This window comes from Stenotrophomonas sp. KH_052, assembly GCF_057838755.1.
In genome coordinates this window covers 2,890,029-2,908,263 of record NZ_CM174475.1, presented here as the reverse complement: position 1 = coordinate 2,908,263, position 18,235 = coordinate 2,890,029, and the positions used below count along the sequence as shown (strand labels likewise).

Annotated in this window: 15 protein-coding genes; 8 read left to right on the top strand and 7 right to left on the bottom strand. The window is 67.2% G+C overall.

Annotated features, from left to right (window positions below):
* Positions 1 to 43: 43 nt before the first annotated feature.
* The 3 genes from AC3ITW_RS13375 to AC3ITW_RS13365 form a co-directional block, all read right to left on the bottom strand.
* Positions 44 to 1,051, bottom strand: coding sequence for a cyclase family protein (locus AC3ITW_RS13375; protein WP_100434878.1), 1,008 nt, complete (start codon positions 1,049 to 1,051; stop codon positions 44 to 46).
* Positions 1,052 to 1,086: 35 nt separating this feature from the next.
* A complete protein-coding gene (locus AC3ITW_RS13370) occupies positions 1,087 to 1,737 on the bottom strand; it encodes a DsbA family oxidoreductase (RefSeq protein ID WP_100434877.1) in 651 nt (216 codons plus the stop codon).
* Positions 1,738 to 1,829: 92 nt separating this feature from the next.
* Entirely contained in the window at positions 1,830 to 2,735 is a 906-nt protein-coding gene (locus AC3ITW_RS13365) for a LysR family transcriptional regulator (RefSeq protein ID WP_006373549.1), read from the bottom strand.
* 179 nt (positions 2,736 to 2,914) lie between these two features.
* Between AC3ITW_RS13365 and AC3ITW_RS13360 the strand changes: the two genes are divergently transcribed.
* Complete coding sequence (locus tag AC3ITW_RS13360) at positions 2,915 to 3,805, top strand: sterol desaturase family protein (RefSeq protein ID WP_032970910.1); 891 nt, start codon at positions 2,915 to 2,917, stop codon at positions 3,803 to 3,805.
* Positions 3,806 to 3,814: 9 nt separating this feature from the next.
* On the opposite strand, the gene AC3ITW_RS13355 is transcribed toward AC3ITW_RS13360, so the two are convergent.
* Positions 3,815 to 4,519 carry an AraC family transcriptional regulator gene (locus AC3ITW_RS13355; protein WP_100434874.1) on the bottom strand — a complete coding sequence of 235 codons (705 nt, stop codon included), beginning with the start codon at positions 4,517 to 4,519 and terminating at the stop codon, positions 3,815 to 3,817.
* 288 nt (positions 4,520 to 4,807) lie between these two features.
* Entirely contained in the window at positions 4,808 to 5,242 is a 435-nt protein-coding gene (locus AC3ITW_RS13350) for a VOC family protein (RefSeq protein WP_012511386.1), read from the bottom strand.
* Positions 5,243 to 5,580: 338 nt separating this feature from the next.
* Here AC3ITW_RS13350 and AC3ITW_RS13345 point away from each other — a divergent pair, with 338 nt between their 5' ends.
* Complete coding sequence (locus AC3ITW_RS13345; protein ID WP_180889446.1) at positions 5,581 to 8,376, top strand: beta-glucosidase family protein; 2,796 nt, start codon at positions 5,581 to 5,583, stop codon at positions 8,374 to 8,376.
* 97 nt (positions 8,377 to 8,473) lie between these two features.
* Here the strand turns inward: AC3ITW_RS13345 and AC3ITW_RS13340 are convergent, their stop codons facing one another.
* Positions 8,474 to 9,370, bottom strand: coding sequence for a LysR family transcriptional regulator (locus AC3ITW_RS13340; RefSeq protein ID WP_006373286.1), 897 nt, complete (start codon positions 9,368 to 9,370; stop codon positions 8,474 to 8,476).
* A gap of 105 nt (positions 9,371 to 9,475) precedes the next feature.
* On the opposite strand from AC3ITW_RS13340, the gene AC3ITW_RS13335 reads away from it, so the two are divergent.
* The 4 genes from AC3ITW_RS13335 to AC3ITW_RS13320 all read left to right on the top strand — a co-directional run bounded on the left by AC3ITW_RS13335 (position 9,476) and on the right by AC3ITW_RS13320 (position 15,324).
* Positions 9,476 to 10,834, top strand: a complete 1,359-nt coding sequence (locus AC3ITW_RS13335) for an MFS transporter (RefSeq protein ID WP_012511383.1) — start codon at positions 9,476 to 9,478, stop codon at positions 10,832 to 10,834.
* A complete protein-coding gene (locus AC3ITW_RS13330) occupies positions 10,834 to 11,220 on the top strand; it encodes a DUF4440 domain-containing protein (protein WP_012511382.1) in 387 nt (128 codons plus the stop codon). Before AC3ITW_RS13335 ends, AC3ITW_RS13330 begins: the two co-directional genes overlap by 1 nt.
* A 202-nt stretch (positions 11,221 to 11,422) precedes the next feature.
* Positions 11,423 to 13,333 carry a CocE/NonD family hydrolase gene (locus tag AC3ITW_RS13325; protein ID WP_006373273.1) on the top strand — a complete coding sequence of 637 codons (1,911 nt, stop codon included), beginning with the start codon at positions 11,423 to 11,425 and terminating at the stop codon, positions 13,331 to 13,333.
* Positions 13,334 to 13,437: 104 nt separating this feature from the next.
* Positions 13,438 to 15,324 (top strand): hypothetical protein, encoded by a 1,887-nt coding sequence (locus AC3ITW_RS13320; RefSeq protein ID WP_489389632.1) that lies wholly within the window; start codon positions 13,438 to 13,440, stop codon positions 15,322 to 15,324.
* A gap of 45 nt (positions 15,325 to 15,369) precedes the next feature.
* Here AC3ITW_RS13320 and AC3ITW_RS13315 read toward each other — a convergent pair whose 3' ends face one another.
* Positions 15,370 to 16,323 carry a helix-turn-helix transcriptional regulator gene (locus AC3ITW_RS13315; RefSeq protein ID WP_012511379.1) on the bottom strand — a complete coding sequence of 318 codons (954 nt, stop codon included), beginning with the start codon at positions 16,321 to 16,323 and terminating at the stop codon, positions 15,370 to 15,372.
* 446 nt (positions 16,324 to 16,769) lie between these two features.
* On the opposite strand from AC3ITW_RS13315, the gene AC3ITW_RS13310 reads away from it, so the two are divergent.
* Positions 16,770 to 17,528 (top strand): SDR family NAD(P)-dependent oxidoreductase, encoded by a 759-nt coding sequence (locus AC3ITW_RS13310; protein ID WP_100468829.1) that lies wholly within the window; start codon positions 16,770 to 16,772, stop codon positions 17,526 to 17,528.
* 129 nt (positions 17,529 to 17,657) lie between these two features.
* Complete coding sequence (locus AC3ITW_RS13305; protein WP_005410036.1) at positions 17,658 to 18,110, top strand: MgtC/SapB family protein; 453 nt, start codon at positions 17,658 to 17,660, stop codon at positions 18,108 to 18,110.
* Positions 18,111 to 18,235: the final 125 nt, after the last annotated feature.

Below are 18,235 nucleotides of genomic sequence, written 5' to 3'. Positions count from 1 at the left end.
TGGGACGGAATGCCGACCAGGGGCGGCACCCCGCAGGCCCCGGTTACGGGCGGACCGGCAGCGCCACCGGGCGCAGCGGCGCGGCATCGCCGCCGCGGATCTTCAGCGGGCCGCCGATGAAGGCGAACTCATAGACCTTGTCGCGGGCCAGTTCGTCCAGCGCCACCAGCTCGATGATCGGCGCGCCCTGCTGGGCCAGCAGGTAGGTGTGCAGCGGCACGTAGTCGTCGGACACCTCCGAGGGGAAGGTCTCGAAGCTGAGGTTGTCGGCGCCGACGATCATCGCGCCGCTGTCCTCCACCAGGAAGCGCGCCGCGTCCAGGCCCATGCCCGGCGGGTTGGCCATGTAGGCCTTGGGCTGCTCGAACAGGCGCATGCGGCCGGTGCGGATCAGCACGATGTCACCCTGCTGCAGTTCCACCTGCTGGCGTGCCAGCGCATCCTTCAGGTCCTGGCGGGTGACGCGGTAGCTGTCCGGCAGCATGTCCACGCCCTTGGCGCCGGCCACGTCGATCAGCACGCCACGCGCGATCAGCGGCGGGAATTTCTCGATGCCGGTGACATTCCAGCCACGGTCACCGAGGTGCTTGTCGGCCTCGAAGCCGTTCCAGATCTTTCCGTGGATGCCGAAGTGGTTCAGCGCATCGATGTGGGTGCCGGTGTGGCTGTACATCGAGAACGCGGTGCCGGTGTAGCTGCGGGTGAGGTTCATGGTTTCACCCACGCCCATCGGGTCGTCCATCACCGTGCCGCGCGGGGTGTGGGTCATCCAGAACTGGTAGTGCGGGTCGCCGGCATCCTGCCAGCTGGGCATGCCGACGTAGTATTCGGTGGCCAGGTCATAGGCCTTGCCGCCGCTGACCCGCGACAGGATCGCCGCACGCGAGGCCTCGGTGATCAGGTTGAGGCGGCCGATCTCGTCCTTCGGCCCCCAGGGGCTGGTGCCGACCTGTTGGCCGGAGGGAACGCGTTCGTGCGCGGACACGGTGGTGGAAGCGGCGGTGCCGGCCAGCAGCAGGGCCAGCGCGGTGGCCAGGGTACGTGAGGTCATGGGGAATCTCCTTGCAGGGTGGGGGACGGTGCGGCTCAGGCCGCGACCAGGTGCGCCAGGGCCTGGCGCAGTTGCGGCAGCGGCAGGGTCTGCAGGCGCAGGCCGTTGCCGCCGATCACGGTGGGAATGGAGCGGATGCCGAGGGTCGCGGCTTCGGCACGGTCGGCCTGCACACGCCGGGCTGCTGCGTCGCTGCGCATGTGGTCAGCGAAGGCGCCACGCGGGTGGCCCAGTGCTTCGGCGATATCCAGCAGTACTTCGGCATCGCCGATGTTGCGGTGCTGGTGCAGGTGCGCCCACTGCACGGCATCGAACATCGCGCCATGGGCGTCGTTGCCACCGAGCATGCCGGCGGCCTGGCAGGCCAGTGCGCCGAGCCAGCCGGATGGATACTCGAAGTCCTGTGCACGCATGCCTTCGATATCGATGCGCGCGGTGTCTTCATGCGCGGCGCAGTCGGTCCAGTGGCGCAGGATGATCGCCTTGGCGCGCTCCATCGAGCCGAACACCTCGACCATCTGCGCGCGCGAGTCCTGCAGCACGAAGCTGCGGTGACGCACCTGGATGCCGATTTCGGCGGAGACCTGCTGCAGGCGCGGGGCCAGCACGAAGCACCAGCCGCAGACCACGTCGTGGAAGAAATCGACCACCGGCGCGGCGGTGGTGGGGGAAGGAACGGAAGACATCTGCCTGCCATCGGTGAGAGGGGAGGCGGCAGATTAGGCAGCGCGGCGCGTCTGAAACAGCACGCCGCGGGCAGCTCAGTTTTCGCTGGCGGTTACGAATCCAGGCCAGCGCAGCCGGGCAGCTCGGCGTGCAGGAAATCGATGAAGGCACGCACCTTGGGCTGCAGGTGGCGCGAGGTGGGGTAGACCGCATGCACGAAGCGCGGCGGATAGCGGTGGTCGGGCAGCACCTGCTGCAGTTCGCCACGGGCCAGCGCCGGTGCCGCCAGGAACGAGGGCAGGGCGCCGATGCCCATGCCGGCCACCAGCAGGTCGCGCAGCAGCAGGCTGTTGTTGACGGTGACGCGCGCGGGCAGGGTGATCGTCACCTGGCCATCCGGGCCGAGCAGCGGCCAACTGCCGGGCGAGTCGGACAGGCTGTAGGCCAGCACGCTGTGCGCCTGCAGCTCGTCCACCGCCTGCGGTGCCGGGTGCTGCTGCAGGTAGGACGGGGCCGCGCACAGCACCTGCTGCAGCGAGGCCAAGCGGCGCGCTACCAGCCGCGAGTCGTCCAGCTCGGCACGTAACCGCAGCGACACATCGAAACCTTCGCCCACCGCATCAAGCAGGCGGTCTTCCATCACAAGGTCCAGCGACAGTTGCGGATGCTGCTGCAGGAAGCGTGGCAGCAGCGGCGACAGCGTGCTCAGCGCGAATGATTGCGGTGCATTGACGCGCAGGCGCCCGGCCACGTCGCCGCGCTGTTCGGCGATGCCGCGTTCCAGCGCCTCCAGCTCGTCGAGCAGGCGGCAGCATTCGCGGTAATAGGCGTGGCCGGTCTCGGTCAGGCTCATGCGCCGCGTGGTCCGCTGCAGCAGCACCACGCCCAGGTGCGCTTCCAGCGTGCGCAGCTGCTTGCTGAGCCCGGCCGGCGACATGCCCAGGTCTTCAGCGGCGCGGGCCAGCCCGCCGCGTTCGACGATGCGGCGGAAGGCACGCATCAGGTTGAAGGAATCCATGCCGGTCTCGGGCGCGAAGAGGGCGCCATTGTAGAGTCGCGCCGTGGGTTGATGTGGCAAACGCGGTGCCGACCACGATGGGCATCCAGCAGCGGCGGACCCACGGGTTGCGCCGTTTGTTCAAGCCGGCGCCCCATACGCGGCGCCAGCATGCAGGTCCCTTACTTTCCGGATTGCCCATGAAGCACTGGATGCTCCGCCTGTATGCCCCGTTGTTCCTGCTGGGTTTCGTTGCCGCCGCCGTCGCCTGGGTCGGCCACCTCCACGGCGACCCGCTATGGCTGCTGGCCTTGCTGGCGGTTGCCATCGCGGTCTCGTTCGCTGCCGAACGTGCTTGGCCGTATGACCCCGCGTTCAACCACGATCACGGCGACAGCCTGCGTGACACCCTGCATGCGCTGGTCAACGAGAGCCTGAACCTGCTGTCGATCGCGGCGGTGCCACTGCTGGCAGCCATCATTCCGTGGCAGGCCTGGCCGCTGCAGTGGCCATTCGCGCTGCAGGTGCTACTGGCCGTCATCTGCGCCGATCTCGGCATAACCCTGGTGCACTACGCCAGCCATCGCATCGGCTGGCTGTGGCGGCTGCATGCGGTGCATCACAGCGTGACCCGCATGTATGGTTTCAACGGACTGATGAAGCATCCGCTGCACCAGGCGGCCGAAGCGGTCGGTGGCGTGCTGCCGCTGCTGGTGCTGGGCCTGCCGATGCCGGTGGCTGCGGTGCTGGCCTTCGCCATTGCCATCCAGCTGCTGCTGCAGCATTCCAACGTGGACATGCGCCCCGGCGTGCTGGGCCGGGTGATGGCCTGGGCACCGCTGCATCGCTTCCACCACATGCGTTACGGCACCGCCGGCGACGTCAACTTCGGCCTGTTCCTGACTGTCTGGGATCACCTGCTGGGGACCGCCTTCGATGCGCCCGGCTATCGGCTGCAACAACGCGACCTCGGCATCGGCAGCCAGCCGGACTATCCGCGCGATTATCCCGGACAGCTGCTGGCGCCGTTCCGCGAACTGCCGCATGGCGAGGTACCTGAGCTGCCGGAAGGTCTGCGCAGGCGCGGATGATGGGGCGTGTCAGGCCGCGTGCAGCTGCAGGCCCTGCAGCTGCGCGGCACCGATGCCGAACATGCGGCGCAGGCTGCGTGACAGATGGGCCAGGTCAGCGAATCCGGCCGCGTGCGCGCTGTCGGTCAGGCTGTGCCCGCGCAGATGATGCATCAGTGCGCGGCGCAGCCGTTGCCACAGCACCCAGCCGCGCAGGGTTACCGCCAGATCGGACTGGAAACGCCGATGCAGCTGGCTGGTCGACAGATGCGCCGCCTCGGCGATATCTGCAGCCGGCACCGGGCCGGGCAGGTGCTGGGCGATACGGGACAGCGCCGCCTGCACGCGGCGGTCCAGCGGCTGCGGGCGGCTCAACCGTGGTAACCAGTCGTGCAGCTCCAGCGCGTTGCCCGGCAGCGCGTGCAGGTGCTGCTGGATCTGCCCGGGATCGGCATGCGCGGGCTCGAGGAACACCGTACAGCCCGCTTCCGGCGCCGACAGGATTGCGTGCGGCTGGAATGACGGCAGCCACAGCCGCTGGCCCTGCTGCTGTACGCCAGCGACCTCGACCTGCCAGAGCGCGCCGTCGCTCAGCAGCAGCTGATGTGCGTAGTGCGCGTGCGTATCGCTGCCACCGGCGTGGCCCTGCAGCACGGCCACGTGAGCATCCAGCAGCAGCGTGCCATTCCAGGGCAGGGCGGGAGAGGACATGGAGGAATTGTAGATCCACGCCATGCGTGGATGAATCTCCATCGAAATCGATTGATTCGACGATTGATCGAAGAACATCCACGCATGGCGTGGATCTACTGCAGATTGCGGCGAATTGTCCAAGGCGGGGTGGGTCCGGTTGCGGGGGCGTGAGCGCCATGGATGGCGCGATCGAGGCTACATGGACGTACTTGCGCCGTCCCCCGCAACCGGACCCACCCCGCCACCCCCCAGGAAGCCCGCTGTTGCTTCTGAGGTTGCCGGCCAGCGGCCGGCACTACCGCGGGTGCCGGGCACAGCCCGGCCGTCACCTCACCGCCCCTGCGGATCCGGCCGGTGATGCACGTACTCGACCACGGTGCCATCAGGATGCACCGCGTTGAATGCCGCCCCGGTGGGCACCACCTGCAACGGGAAGATGATCTCGGCGCCGGCCGCCACCAGCTTGTCGTGATAGGGCCGAACGTCGTCGACCAGCAGCGTCCCCGTGGTCGAAGTGAACGGCGCCAGCGCCGCATCGCACCCTTCGATCAGCAGGAATGCACCGACCATCGCCAGGCGCAGGCCGGCATCGGGAAACGGAAAGCCCGCATCGGCCACCACGCCCTGCAGTTGTTCGTAGAAGGCCACGCTGCGCTCCAGCTCGCCCGGGGCAACGAACACCCGGATCAGCACCCGGGGACTGCGCTGGCTGGAGGTATCACAGCGGTCGCGCCAGAGGTGATCGAAGTCGCGATGTATGTTCATGGGCGGGGTTCAGGGCCGGTGACAACCCATTATCGGCAGCCCCGCGCGGCGCGCTGATGACTGCCGGTGATGGCCTGATAACCGACCGTCGCGGTCACCCTGTGACTTAGGTCCTGTTGACAGGTGTGAACGCCCTCGCACAATCTTCACATGATTGGGTCGCCCTGCGCGGCCCGGACAGGCAGGTTGTCACGCCGGGAGGAGGGTCCCAGGCGCAGACCGGCCCGTCCTTCGGCCTGCGGGACGTTGCCTGGCAACCCCTGCGCGGCATGAACGCTGCACCCTTCGGCGGCACTTTCCCTGGACCGATTGCCTTGGCAACGGAATTACGCCTGCCGATGAAAACGTTTACAAAACCGCTTGCACTGTCCCTGGCCCTGTCTGCCGCACTGGCCGCCCCGGCCTGGGCCGACACAGCTGCGTTCACTGTGCTGACCCTGGAACAGGCCCCGACCGCCGAGGCGATGCCGGCCCTGGCCGCCCAGCTGAAGACCCTGCAGGTGGATGCGGTGAGCGTGCGCCAGGTGCAGCGTGGCATCGGCCAGGTCGATCCGCTGCAGCTGCTGGCCGATGGGCTGGGCTATGAGTACCGCTTCATTTCCACCGGCAAGGATGACGGCCAGACCCAGCACGGGCAGGCGGTACTGACCCGGCTGCCGATCGCGGCCGAATCCGGTCCCGACCAGCCGGGCCTGAACTACCTGCGCCTCGACGATGGCCGCCACACCGTAGCCGTCTACACCGATGCTGGTGCAGGCGCCGCACAGCTTCCGGCACTGGTGTCGCGTTCGCGATTGGGCGCGCCGGCGGTGCTGCTTGGCGCGGTGGCCGGTGAGTCGGCCAAAGCGGCCGGCTTCGACCCGGCACGCGTTGCCCTGGAAGCCGACGCCAGCTACTTCAGCGATGGTTTCCAAGCGGCCAGCAGCGCGCCGTTCAAGGTGGAAGGCAGCAGCCTGCGCGCAACCCTCCTGACCTTGGCCTATGCCGCCGACAAGGGCGGTGAACGGCCATGGATGGACACCACGCTCACCGCCGACGCGCGCGCTGCGCTGCTGCTGAAGGCGATGACCGAAGACGAGAAGTTCCAGATGCTGCACAGCTACTTCGGGCTGGGCAAGGATGGCGGCAAGCTGCCGGAAGGTGCGGTGGGTTCGGCCGGCTTCGTGCCGGAAGTCGCGCGCCTGGGCATTCCGTCGCAGCAGTCGGCCGATGCCGGCGTCGGCGTGACCAATCCGGGTGGCATCCGCCCGGGTGATTTCGCCACGGCCATGCCGTCGGGCCCGTCCACCGCTTCCACCTGGAACCGTGCGGTTGCCTTTGCCGGTGGCGCAACCATGGGCCGTGAAGCGTGGCAGCAGCGCTTCAACATCCTGCTGTCCGGCAGCGTCAACCTGCAGCGCGACCCGCGCAACGGCCGCAACTTCGAATATGCCGGTGAAGATCCGCTGCTGGCCGGTTCGATGGTCGGCGCGCTGATCCAGGGCGTGCAGAGCCAGCACGTGATCTCCTCGATGAAGCATTTCGCGCTGAACGACATGGAGACCCGCCGCAACTTCCACGACGTGCGCATCGGCGAACAAGCCATGCACGAGTCGGACCTGCTGGCCTTCGAGATCGCGCTGGACGCCGGGCGACCGGGCGTGGCGATGTGCTCGTACAACAAGATCAACGGCACCTACGGCTGCGAGAACGGCTACCTGATGAACCAGGTGCTGAAGCAGGAATGGAAGTTCCCCGGTTTCGTGATGTCCGACTGGGGCGGCGTACACAGCGGTTCGAAGGCGGCGCTGGCCGGCCTGGACCAGCAGTCGGCCGGTGAAGTGTTCGACGCGGCCGTGTTCTTCGATGAGCCGCTGCGCCTGGCCGTGCACGGCGGCGTGGTGCCGCAGGTGCGCCTGAACGACATGGTGGCGCGCATCCTGCGCACGATGTTCCTGCACGGCAATTTCGACAACCCGCCGCAGCACCAGAAGGTGGACGCCGAGGCTGGCTTCGCCGTCGCCCAGCGCACGGTGGAAGAAGGCAGCGTGCTGCTGCGCAATGAAGGCAACCTGCTGCCGCTGGCCGACAGCGTGAAGCGCATCGTCATCATCGGCGGCCACGCCGACAAGGGCGTGATCGGTGGCGGTGGTTCGTCGATGGTGGGCGTGACCGCCAATGGCACCAACGCGGTGCCGGGCGTGCTGCCCACCACCTGGCCGGGCCCGGTGATCTTCCACCCGTCCTCGCCGCTGGAGTCGCTGCGTGCGGCGCGTCCGGATGCGACCATCGAGTATGTGGACGGCACCAATGCCGCCGCTGCGGCCAAGGCCGCCGCGCAGGCCGATGTGGCCATCGTGTTCGCCACCCAGTGGGCCGCCGAATCGGTGGACCTGCCGGACATGCAGCTGCCGGACAAGCAGGACGCACTGATCTCGGCGGTGGCCAAGGCCAACCCGAAGACCGTGCTGGTGCTGGAAACCAACGGCCCGGTGCGCACGCCGTGGCTGGCGCAGGTGCCGGCGATGCTGCAGGCCTGGTACCCGGGCATCCGCGGTGGCGAAGGCATTGCCGCACTGCTGACCGGCCAGGTCAATCCGTCCGGGCGCCTGCCGGTGACCTGGGTAGTGGATGAATCGCAGCTGCCGCGCCCGCACATCGACGGCCTCGGCTTCAAGCCGGCCAAGCCGTTCGGCGATGTGTTCGATTTCGATATCGAAGGCGCCAACGTCGGCTACAAGTGGATGGCGGCAAAGGGCCTGACCCCGACCTTCGCCTTCGGCCATGGCCTGTCGTACACCACGTTCGCCTATGAAAACCTGAAGGTGAGCGTGGAAGGATCGCGCCTGGTCGCCAGCGTCGACATCCGCAACACCGGCAAGCGCGCCGGTGCCGATGTGGCCCAGCTGTACCTGAAGCTGCCGGCCGGCAGCACCACGCCGATCCGCCTGATCGGCTACGACAAGGTGACCCTGCAGCCGGGCGAACAGCGCCGCATCCGCATCGAAGCCGAGCCGAAGACCCTGGCCCACTACGATGCGCAGGCCCGTCAGTGGAAGATCGATGGCGGCACCTACCAGGTGCAGCTGTCGCGCAACGCGGCCGAGCCGCTGCAGAGCGTGGACGTGCAGCTGGTGGAGCAGGTGCTGCGCTGAGGCTTGAAGGCATGGCCCCGCAAGGGGCCATGCAAAAAAGGGACGGAGGGGATTAAGTCGTTTATGCATAAACGACTTAATCCCCTCCGTCCCCTTTTCAGGTGACAAACCACCCGCGCAGGAAATCAATCAGCTGCCGCACCTTCGGTGAGGGCTGCGTGCTGTGCGGGTAGACCGCGTACACGCTCTGCTGCGGGAACCGGTGCTGGCGCAGCACCGGGCGCAGCCGGTCCTGGGCCAGGTCGTCCTCGATCAGCCAGCGTGGCAGCACGGTGACCCCGGCGCCGGCCACGGCGAAGGCGCGCAGGCTGCTGGCACCATCCACGCGCACCACTGCATTGCCCGGGTTGGTGGCAAACAGGGCGTCGCTGCCATCAGGCGCAATCACCGGCACATCGGCAAGGCGCGGGTAGCCCAGGCGGGGCAGGGTGCCCAGCTGCACGGGGTCGTCGGCAGCATCGGCAGAGGGCAGGCGTGCCAGCAGGGACGGAGCCGCCACCGCGCACAGCGGGTGGCGCTCCAGTTCATTGGCGTGCAGGCCCGAGTCTGGCAGGCGGCCGAGGCGGATCGCCAGGTCGAAACGTTCGGGAATCAGGTCCGCCGGCGCGGGTGACGTCGACAGGTGCAGCTGCAGGGCCGGATGCCGCGCACGGAACGCCTCCAACGCAGGAATCAGGCGCAGCTGTGCGTACTCCGGGGTGGTGGTCAGGCGCAGCACGCCCTGCAGGTGTTGCTGGTCGCGGCGGGCGGCATCGATCGCCGCCTGCGCTGCATCCAGCGCTTGCACGCAGTGCTGCAGGAACTGCTCGCCGGCGCCGGTCAGGGCCAGGTGGCGGGTACTGCGCAGCAGCAGGGTCACGCCCAGCTCCTGTTCCAGCCGCTTCAGGTTGAAGCTGACCACCGCGCGGCTCAGGCCCAGGCGATCGGCGGCGGCGGTCAGGCTGCCGGCCTCGACCACGGCGCGGAAGATATCGAAGCGATCGAGGCTGACCATGATGATCCATTGTCAAAACAGGTTTGACAGTGTTGCAGCTGCCGTCGTGTTTTTCCAACAAGATCCGGGCGGCATGCTGGCCGCTTCCCCGCTGGAGCGCCGCCGATGCCGTCCCCCCGCCTGCGCCATGAGGCGATCTTCCTGCTGGTGTTCGCCCTGGATCTGGTCAACATGTTCATCGCCACGGTGGCCTATCCGGCATTGGCGGCGGAACTGCATGCCGACGTCGCTACCTTGGCCTGGGTCGGCACCGCCTACATGCTGGGCCTGAGCGTGGTGATTCCGCTGGCGCCCTGGCTGGCCGCGCGCTGTGGTGAGCGTCGCCTGCTGCTGGTGGCGTTGCTGCTGTTCGCGGTTGCCGCTGTGCTGGCCGGTGCGGCACCAGGTATCGGCTGGCTGCTGGGTTGGCGGCTGCTTCAGGGGCTTGCTGGTGGCCTGCTGATTCCGGTGGCACAGGCGGCAGCGTACCGACAGTGCACGCCCGACCAGCGTGGCGCGCTGACCCGCCGCATCCTGCTGGTGGCGCTGCTGGTGCCGGCACTGGCGCCTGCGCTCGGTGGGCTGCTGGTGCAGTGGTTGTCCTGGCGCGGTGTGCTCTGGGCCAGCCTGCCGCTGGCAGTGGTGGCGATTGGACTGGTGCTGGCGTGGATGCCGGCCGACGGCGCGCGCAGTGCGCCGCGCCTGCAGGCCTATGCGCTGTCCACCGCGATGCTGGCGCTGGGCGCGCTGCTGCTGGCGTTGACCTGGGTGGGCGAACCCGGCCATCGGACCGCCGGTGCCGTACTGCTGTTGATCGCAATGCTGCTGGCGGCGGCCCACCTGCGGCATGCACGGCAGCAGGAGCAGCCACTGCTGCGCTGGTCGCTGCTGTCCCATCGCGGGCTGCGCCTGGCGATGCTGATCTATCTGGCCGTACCCGGTGTGTTCATCGGCAGTCAGCTGGTCAGTACCCTGCAGTTGTACCAGGCCGGTTACAGCGCGGCGCGCATCGGCGCGTTGATGCTGCCGTGGGCGCTGGCCTCGGCCATGGCGATCACGGCCAGCAAGCGCCTGCTGGCTCGCTTCGGCCCGGCCACGGTGTTGCGCGCCGGCATGCTGCTGCAAGCCGGCGGCCTGCTGTTGATGGCGCTGCTGCCACACCCGGTCTTTGCCATTGCAGCATGGCTGTTTGCCTTGATGGGCGCCGGCGGCAGCCTGTGCAGCAGCACCGCGCAGACGCTGGCCTTCCATGGGGTCGAGGGCGAAGCATTGGGCGATGCCAGCGCACTCTGGAACCTCAACCGCCAGCTCAGTTTCTGCCTGGGTACCGCCGCCATTGCGTTACTGCTGGCCTTGGCCATGCAGTGGCTGCCTGCCCGCGCCACCGGCGCGGCGCTGGGTCTAGCCGCCGTACTGACACTGTTGCCGATGGCGCTGCTGCGCCGGCCGCAGTTGCTCACCCTTTCACAACCGGAGAACACTTGATGGATACCACCGCAGAACATGAAGTCCACCTCCTGCACGACAAGCTGCAGGCCTGGTTCCGCGCCGAGATGGGCGCCGACGCGCTGGACGATCTGACGGCGCATTTCTGCGCCGATTTCAGCATGGTCGGTATCTCGGGCCAAAGGCTGGATCGGAAGGCCGTGCAGGCTCTGTTCGCGGGCGTCCATGGCGCGCGTCCAGGGCTGCAGATTTCCATCGAAGCCGTGCAGGCGGTGGAAGCGCCTTCACCGCTGGCCGTGCTGCGCTATCGCGAGGGGCATTCGATCGATGGCGGCGAGCCTGCATGGCGGGAATCGCTGGCGGTGCTGCGGCAGGAAGCAGGGCGCTGGCGCTGGCTGGCGCTGCATGAGGTTCAAGCGGGTTGATGGATCCGCCGGGCATGGCCCGGCGCTACCCTATGACCTGCGCGACCGGTGGCGCCGGGCCATGCCCGGCGAGCGCAGCGGCAGTGAGGTGCACATGTGCCATCAGTCCTGCCTGCATCCACCGCAGAATGCAAAGCCCGCCCACACTTCACGGCTCAAGGCAGGAGTAGGCTTGATGCTTTCCTGCCGGGAGGGGTTGTCCATGCGTGTGCGTGCCGTCGCTGTAGCCATTGCCCTTTGCCTGTCCAGCACCGTGCTGGCCGCCGAAACCCCGCCGATGACCCCGGACATCAGCGGCAAGCCCTTCGTTGCCCCCGATGTCGGTCGTGACTACGACAAGCGCGTGGTGATGGTGCCGATGCGTGATGGCACCAAGCTGTATACGGTGATCGTGGTGCCCAAGGGTGCGCGCAATGCGCCGATCCTGCTCACCCGCACGCCCTACGACGCTGCCGGTCGCGCCAGCCGCAGTGATTCGCCGCGCATGCGCGACCTGCTGCCGCAGGGTGACGAAGTGTTTGTCGACGGCGGTTACATCCGCGTGTTCCAGGACATCCGTGGCAAGTACGGCTCCGAAGGCGATTACGTGATGACCCGACCGCTGCGCGGGCCGTTGAACAACACCAAGGTGGACCACTCCACCGACGCCTGGGACACCATCGACTGGCTGGTGAAGAACGTGCCGGAGAGCAACGGCAAGGTCGGCATGCTTGGCTCGTCGTACGAGGGCTTCACCGTGGTGATGGCGCTGACCGACCCGCACCCGGCGCTGAAGGTGGCCGCGCCGCAGAGCCCGATGGTCGATGGCTGGATGGGTGACGACTGGCTCAACTACGGTGCCTTCCGCCAGGTCAATTTCAACTATTTCGCAATGCAGACCGAGAAGCGCGGCAAGGGCACGCCGTTGCCCAGCCTCGGCTACGACGACTACAGCACCTTCCTGCGCATCGGTTCGGCCGGCGACTACGCGCGTTTCACCGGCGTGGACCAGCTGACCTGGTGGAAGAAGCTGGTCGAGCACCCGGCCTATGACGGCTTCTGGCAGGGCCAGGCGCTGGACGCGGTGATGGCGAAGACACCGTTGAAGGTGCCGACCATGTGGCTGCAGGGCCTGTGGGACCAGGAGGACATGTGGGGTGCCAACCACGCCTACCAGGCAATGGAAGGGCGCGACAGCGGCAACAACCGCAACTACCTGGTGATGGGGCCGTGGCGGCACAGTCAGGTGAACTACAGTGGCAGCGAGCTGGGCGCGCTGAAGTTCGATGGCGATACCGCACTGCAGTTCCGCCGCGATGTGCTCAAGCCGTTCTTCGACCAGTACCTGGTGGACGGTGCGCCGAAGGCGGACACGCCGCCGGTGCTGATCTACAACACCGGCGAGAACCACTGGGATCGCCTGAAGGGTTGGCCGCGCAGCTGCGACAAGGGTTGCACCGCCAGCAGCAAGCCGCTGTACCTGCGGGCCGGCGGCAAGCTGGCGTTCCAGGCGCCGGCGGCGGGCGAGGGTGACTTCGAGGAATACGTGTCCGACCCGGCCAAGCCGGTGCCGTTCGTGCCGCGTCCGGTGCGTTTCGGTGACCGTGACATGTGGACCACCTGGCTGGTCAAGGATCAGCGCTTCGTTGATGGCCGCCCGGACGTGCTGACCTTCATCACCGAACCGCTGACCGCGCCGCTGCGCATCGGCGGCGCACCGGTGGTGCATCTGCAGGCGTCGACCAGCGGCACCGACAGCGACTGGGTGGTGAAGCTGATCGACGTGTATCCGGACCAGGAAGCGTCGACGCCGGAGATGGGTGGTTACGAGCTGCCGGTGTCGCTGGCGATCTTCCGCGGCCGCTATCGCGAGAGCTTCAGCGATCCGAAGCCGCTGGCCGCCAACGAAGTGCTGCCGTACCGCTTCGACCTGCCCAACGCCAACCACACCTTCCAGAAGGGGCACCGGGTGATGGTGCAGGTGCAGTCCAGCCTGTTCCCGCTATACGACCGCAACCCGCAGACCTACGTGCCGAACATCTACCTGGCCAAACCGGGCGATTACCAGAAGGCCACGCAGCGGGTCTGGCACAGCGCGGCGCAGGCCAGCTACATCGATCTGCCGGTGTACTGAGGTAAGGGCGACGACATGCGGCCCGCCGTGTGCGCGGGCCGCAGTCGCCTGCATCGACCATCGTCATCGCATAGCGTGCATCCCTGCTTTGGATGGTATGCACGATGAAAAGGATGTTGCTCTGCTGCGCGATGCTGGTGACGGGGCCGGCGATGGCAGCCACAGGTGCCTTCGCCGTTCGGGCTGGCGGGTTCCAGGGGGAGGCGTTGGTCAGTGCCGAAGGCCGCCTGCTGGTAGCGCCTGACGGTACAAGCCTCATGCTGCTGGGGCCGGACCGCTGGTATCGCAGCGACTGGTACAAGCAGTCAGGCCACGGTCGGTCACCGCGCTCGCAGTGGTTCGATGATGAAGGCCGCCTGCTGCATGAGTTCGCCGGCCGCATCCGCTATGACGATCGCCTGCAGGGGAGCGATACGCTCTGGCGCGTCGACATCAGTGATGCGCAGGAGCGCTACCTGGGTACCGGCCTGGCCGATGCCCAGGGCAGGGTGCATTTCGCACCGACGGGCGAGGCCGGCGACTGGCGGCGGCTGTCGCGTGATCGAATCGTCTGGCAGGGCCGCAACGGCAGCACGCAATTCTTCAGCCTGGACGGTCGCGAGGTGCTGCGCATCGACGCGCCGGCGATATGGGTGGGAGGACCGTTCCCGGGTCGGCAGGCCTATGTGATCTGCGCTGACCGTGAGACGGCAACCTGCCGCGTGCAGGATGAATCCGGCACCGTAGTGCTGAGCGGCGACTTCGACGAGGCGCGGCCCGCAGGTGGCAACGGCTGGTGGCTGCGCCGGCTGGATACCTGGATGCGGGTCGATGCAGCGGGTGCGCGCGTCGACCAGGCGCTGTACCAGGGCGCCGCACTGTGGCCACACCATCGCAACAGCGCCGGCGCCGGCGCCGACGACGACGCAGGTGCTCCGCTGGAGGTCAGGCGGTATGCCAACGGCCTCGACAGCGATACGCCCGAACGTGGCTGGCTGCTGCAGGACGAGCGCTTTGTGCTGCTGCCCGCGTCCGCCAGCGGCATGATCGTGGACTACTGTCCGGGACGCTGGTTGCTGCGCAGCAAGGACGAGGGCGAGGACGAGGTGATCGTTGACGTGCAGGGCCGTGTGGTCGGGCAGGCACGGTCGTTGAGTTTCAATGTCCACCCGGTGCTTCCATGGCGACTGCGCAACGCCTATGCCGGCGTCGGCGCAGCCGTCCTCGATTGTGATGGCAAGGTGCTGTTCGAACAGGCCGATGTGGCCAGCTACCGGGCGGCTGCGGCCGGTGTGATGGGAACGCTGGCAGGTGAGCAGGACCCGCGCCTATGGCTGGACGCCGGTCTGACACCACACCTGATGCCGCCTGGCCTGCGGCTTCGGGAAGACCACATCGCGCCGCCGCTATTGGTACTGGATGATGTGGAAGGCAACTCGCACCTCTACAACACCGCACTGGGCAGCGTGGTGGCGCCTGCCTTCGGATCCGTCGAGGTGCTTGCAGCCGATCACCTGATCTTCCTGCGCGATGGCCGCTACGGAATGATGCGGGCCGACGGCCGCGAAGTGCTGCCGCCGATCCACGCCCAGATCCTTCCGTTGTCGGCCGAGCGCATCTGGGTACGGCAGGATGTCGGGCACGATGGCGCGTGGAAGACCCGGGGCGCGCTGATCGATGGCAGCCAGAACGTGCTTGCGCAGCGCCTCTTCGAATCCGGCGGGGTAAGCCGGGTGCCTGCGGGAGACGGAGGCGAGGGTGTTCCCGGCATCGTTGAAGTCAGCTTCGAGCACGCCAATGTTGAAGGCCATACCTATCGACTGCAGCAGTGGCTGGATCGGGACGGCCATGTAGTCGCCAGTGCGGTGCACTGCAGGCCGCAGGAGGGTGCGCAGGGCGATGGAAAGGGCGTGCTGCTGGGCCGGGGCTGGCGCGTGGACAGCGACCCAAAGCAGCCTTGCCGACTGCCGGACGCGGTGATGCAGGCATTGCAGGACCGCGGAGGCCGTTAGCCGCCGCGACGCCGTGCGGCAATGCCCGGCGTCGCTCCTGGCGGCTCATCCCACTTTCGAGGGACCGGTACGCCAGCGGCTGGGCACCAGGCCGAAACGCTTGCGGAACGCGGCGGCGAAGTTGCTGGGGTGCCGGTAGCCGCTGGCGGCGGCGGCCTGTTCAACCGTCCAGCCATCCTCGCGCAGGCCCTGTTCGGCATGGCGCATGCGCTGCTCGTGCAGGTAGTCGAATACCGAGCAGCCGTATTGCTGGGCAAAGTGACGGCGCAGCGAGCTCGGGCTCATGCAGGCCAGCTGGGCCAGTTCGACAAGGCTGTGGGTGTGGCTCGGATCGTCATGCAGGTAGGCGCGTACGCGTTCCAGCCGCTCGCGTTGGCCCGCGCGCAATGCGCGCACCTGGTCGGTCTGCAGATCTTCGGCTTGCAGGCCAACGGCCAGCAGCTGCAGGGCCACGCCTTCGCGCCACAACGCATCGATGCCGTCCTGCCAGGGGCTGTCGAACAGCTGCCCCAGCACCGGCAGCAGGGTGTGCGGAATCGCCCAGTGACGGCATTCCAGATGGGTATTGAGCGCGGTCTCCAACTGCGGCAGCTGGAACACGTCCGGATCGATCTTGGCCGGCACCATCACGCTGACCCCACGCATGTGCGTTTCGCCGGGGTGCGCGCCGGTCATTTCGACCTGCTCGCGGTGGTGGGCGGTCATCGCGGTGCCGGCGCGCAGGGTAAATCCGGGACGGCGCGGAACACGTACATCGACCTGGCCCTGCAGCATCACGCGGATGGCCAGGCCGGGACTCTGCTGGGCGGTGGCCACATACGGGAAGCGATTATGGACGTCGGAGGCGATCAGGCTCATGCCACCGCGCAGGAACTGTTCGTTGACCTCGCCGTGGCCGGCCCACTGGTCATCACGCAGGTGTTCCGGATCGGCGCGGTAGTCGAAGCCGTGGCGGTGGCCGAAGCGGCGGTAATCGGCAAAGGTGAAGTATCGGGACATTGCTCGGCACTTGCATTGGAGGTGGACACTGGCAGCACCTGACCCATGCGCTCTGCAATGCAGATGCATTTCCGATAGATACCTGCGTGGACACGCTGCGGCGCGTCGGAGGCGGTATCTGGAAGGGCTGGGGAAACGCCAGATTGGAATGAATGTGTCAAAGAAACTGGAAGCGTTTCCCATTGTCGCCGCGATTCACCCACATTTGATTTCGAGATGGTCAAAACCATTGATCAATACGGCCAAGTTGAATGCTCCGTAGAACATACGGCGGCGTTTTGCCTGCATATCCGTACGTAATTCCATACATCAACTTGGGTTGAGGTTTTATCGATGGAACGATCGCCTGCGGACACGCTGTCTGCTGGGCCATCACAGGCGGAGGCGTAGCGTGGGGGGTTAACCGCGACAGGCCGCGCCAATACCCCCACAGACGGAGAACACAGATGATTGATTACCAGCTCACCGGCAAGACCGCGATCGTGACCGGCGGTGTGTCCGGCATCGGTCTGGCGGTCGCGCAGACCCTTGCCGCATCCGGTGCGCGTATTTCGGTATGGGACCTGAAGCAGGAGGCAGTTGATGCCACGGTGGCGCAATTGCAGGGCAGCGGCGTGCAGGCGATCGGCATCGCGCTGGACGTGACCGATGATGCGGCGGTCGAAGCGGCGGTGCGGCGCACGGTGAAGGAACTGGGCGGTGTGCATATCGCGGTCAACAATGCGGGCATCAGTGGGCCGGCTGCCAGCAGTGGTGATTATCCCGTGGAGGGATGGCAGCGCGTGATCGACGTCAACCTGACCAGCGTATTCCTGTGCCAGCGTGCGCAGATCCAGGCCATGCGTGCGGCAGGTTCCGGTGGCAGCATCATCAACATGGCGTCGATCCTTGGCCAGGTGGGTTATGCCGGTTCCACCGCGTATGTGGCGGCCAAGCACGGCGTGGTGGGGCTGACCCAGACCGCTGCCTGGGAACATGCCGCCGACGGCATCCGTGTCAACGCGGTCGGCCCGGGTTTCATCAGCACGCCGCTGCTGGACAAGATGGATGCCAAGGTGCGTGCGACGCTGGAAGGGCGCCATGCGTTGAAACGGCTGGGCACGGCCGAGGAAGTGGCGGCGCTGGTTGCCTGGCTGGCCAGCGACGATGCTTCGTTCGCGACCGGCGCGTACTACGCCATCGATGGCGGCTATCTGGCGCAATGATGCGGTGATCGCAGGCGACGGTGACGCCGGGCATGGCCCGGCGCTACCGGGTGAAAGGGCTGTGGTGTGGCCTTCACCGTTGTGCCACGGCTGCTGCGCAACGCTCCGGGAAACACCCGGAGCCTGCCCATGGAACTCACCCAGGATGTCTCGATCCTGCTGCGCGTGGCCGCAGCAATGCTGTTCGGCGGCGTGCTCGGTGTCGAGCGCGAGATGGGCAAGCACGCTGCGGGCCTGCGCACCCACATGCTGATTGCCGGTGCTGCTGCGCTGATTGTTGGACTCGGCGATTCAGTGGCAGAGCATTTCCAGCAGGAGCGTTACCGCGACCTGCTGCAGGTCGACCCGGTGCGCCTGATCGAAGCCGTGGTCGCCTGCGTCGGCTTCGTTGCCGCCGGCACCATTCTGCGTGGGTCACGCGAGGATCAGGTCAGCGGCCTGACCACGGCCAGTTCGCTGATCATGGCGGCGGCCATCGGCATCGCCGTGGGCATCGGCAAGTACGTGATTGCCATCGGGGTGAGCGTGCTGTGCGTGCTGGTGCTGGCGGTGATGCGGCGGTTGGAGAAGCGGATTTCGTAGGGAATCTCGAGTTGCCGGCCAGCGGCCGGCACTACCACTGGACCTAAATGGTCGGACCAATATGGCATCTAGACCTATGGTCTAATAGGCGCTTCGTCGGAGCGGCGGTTAAATCCGCTGCAAGT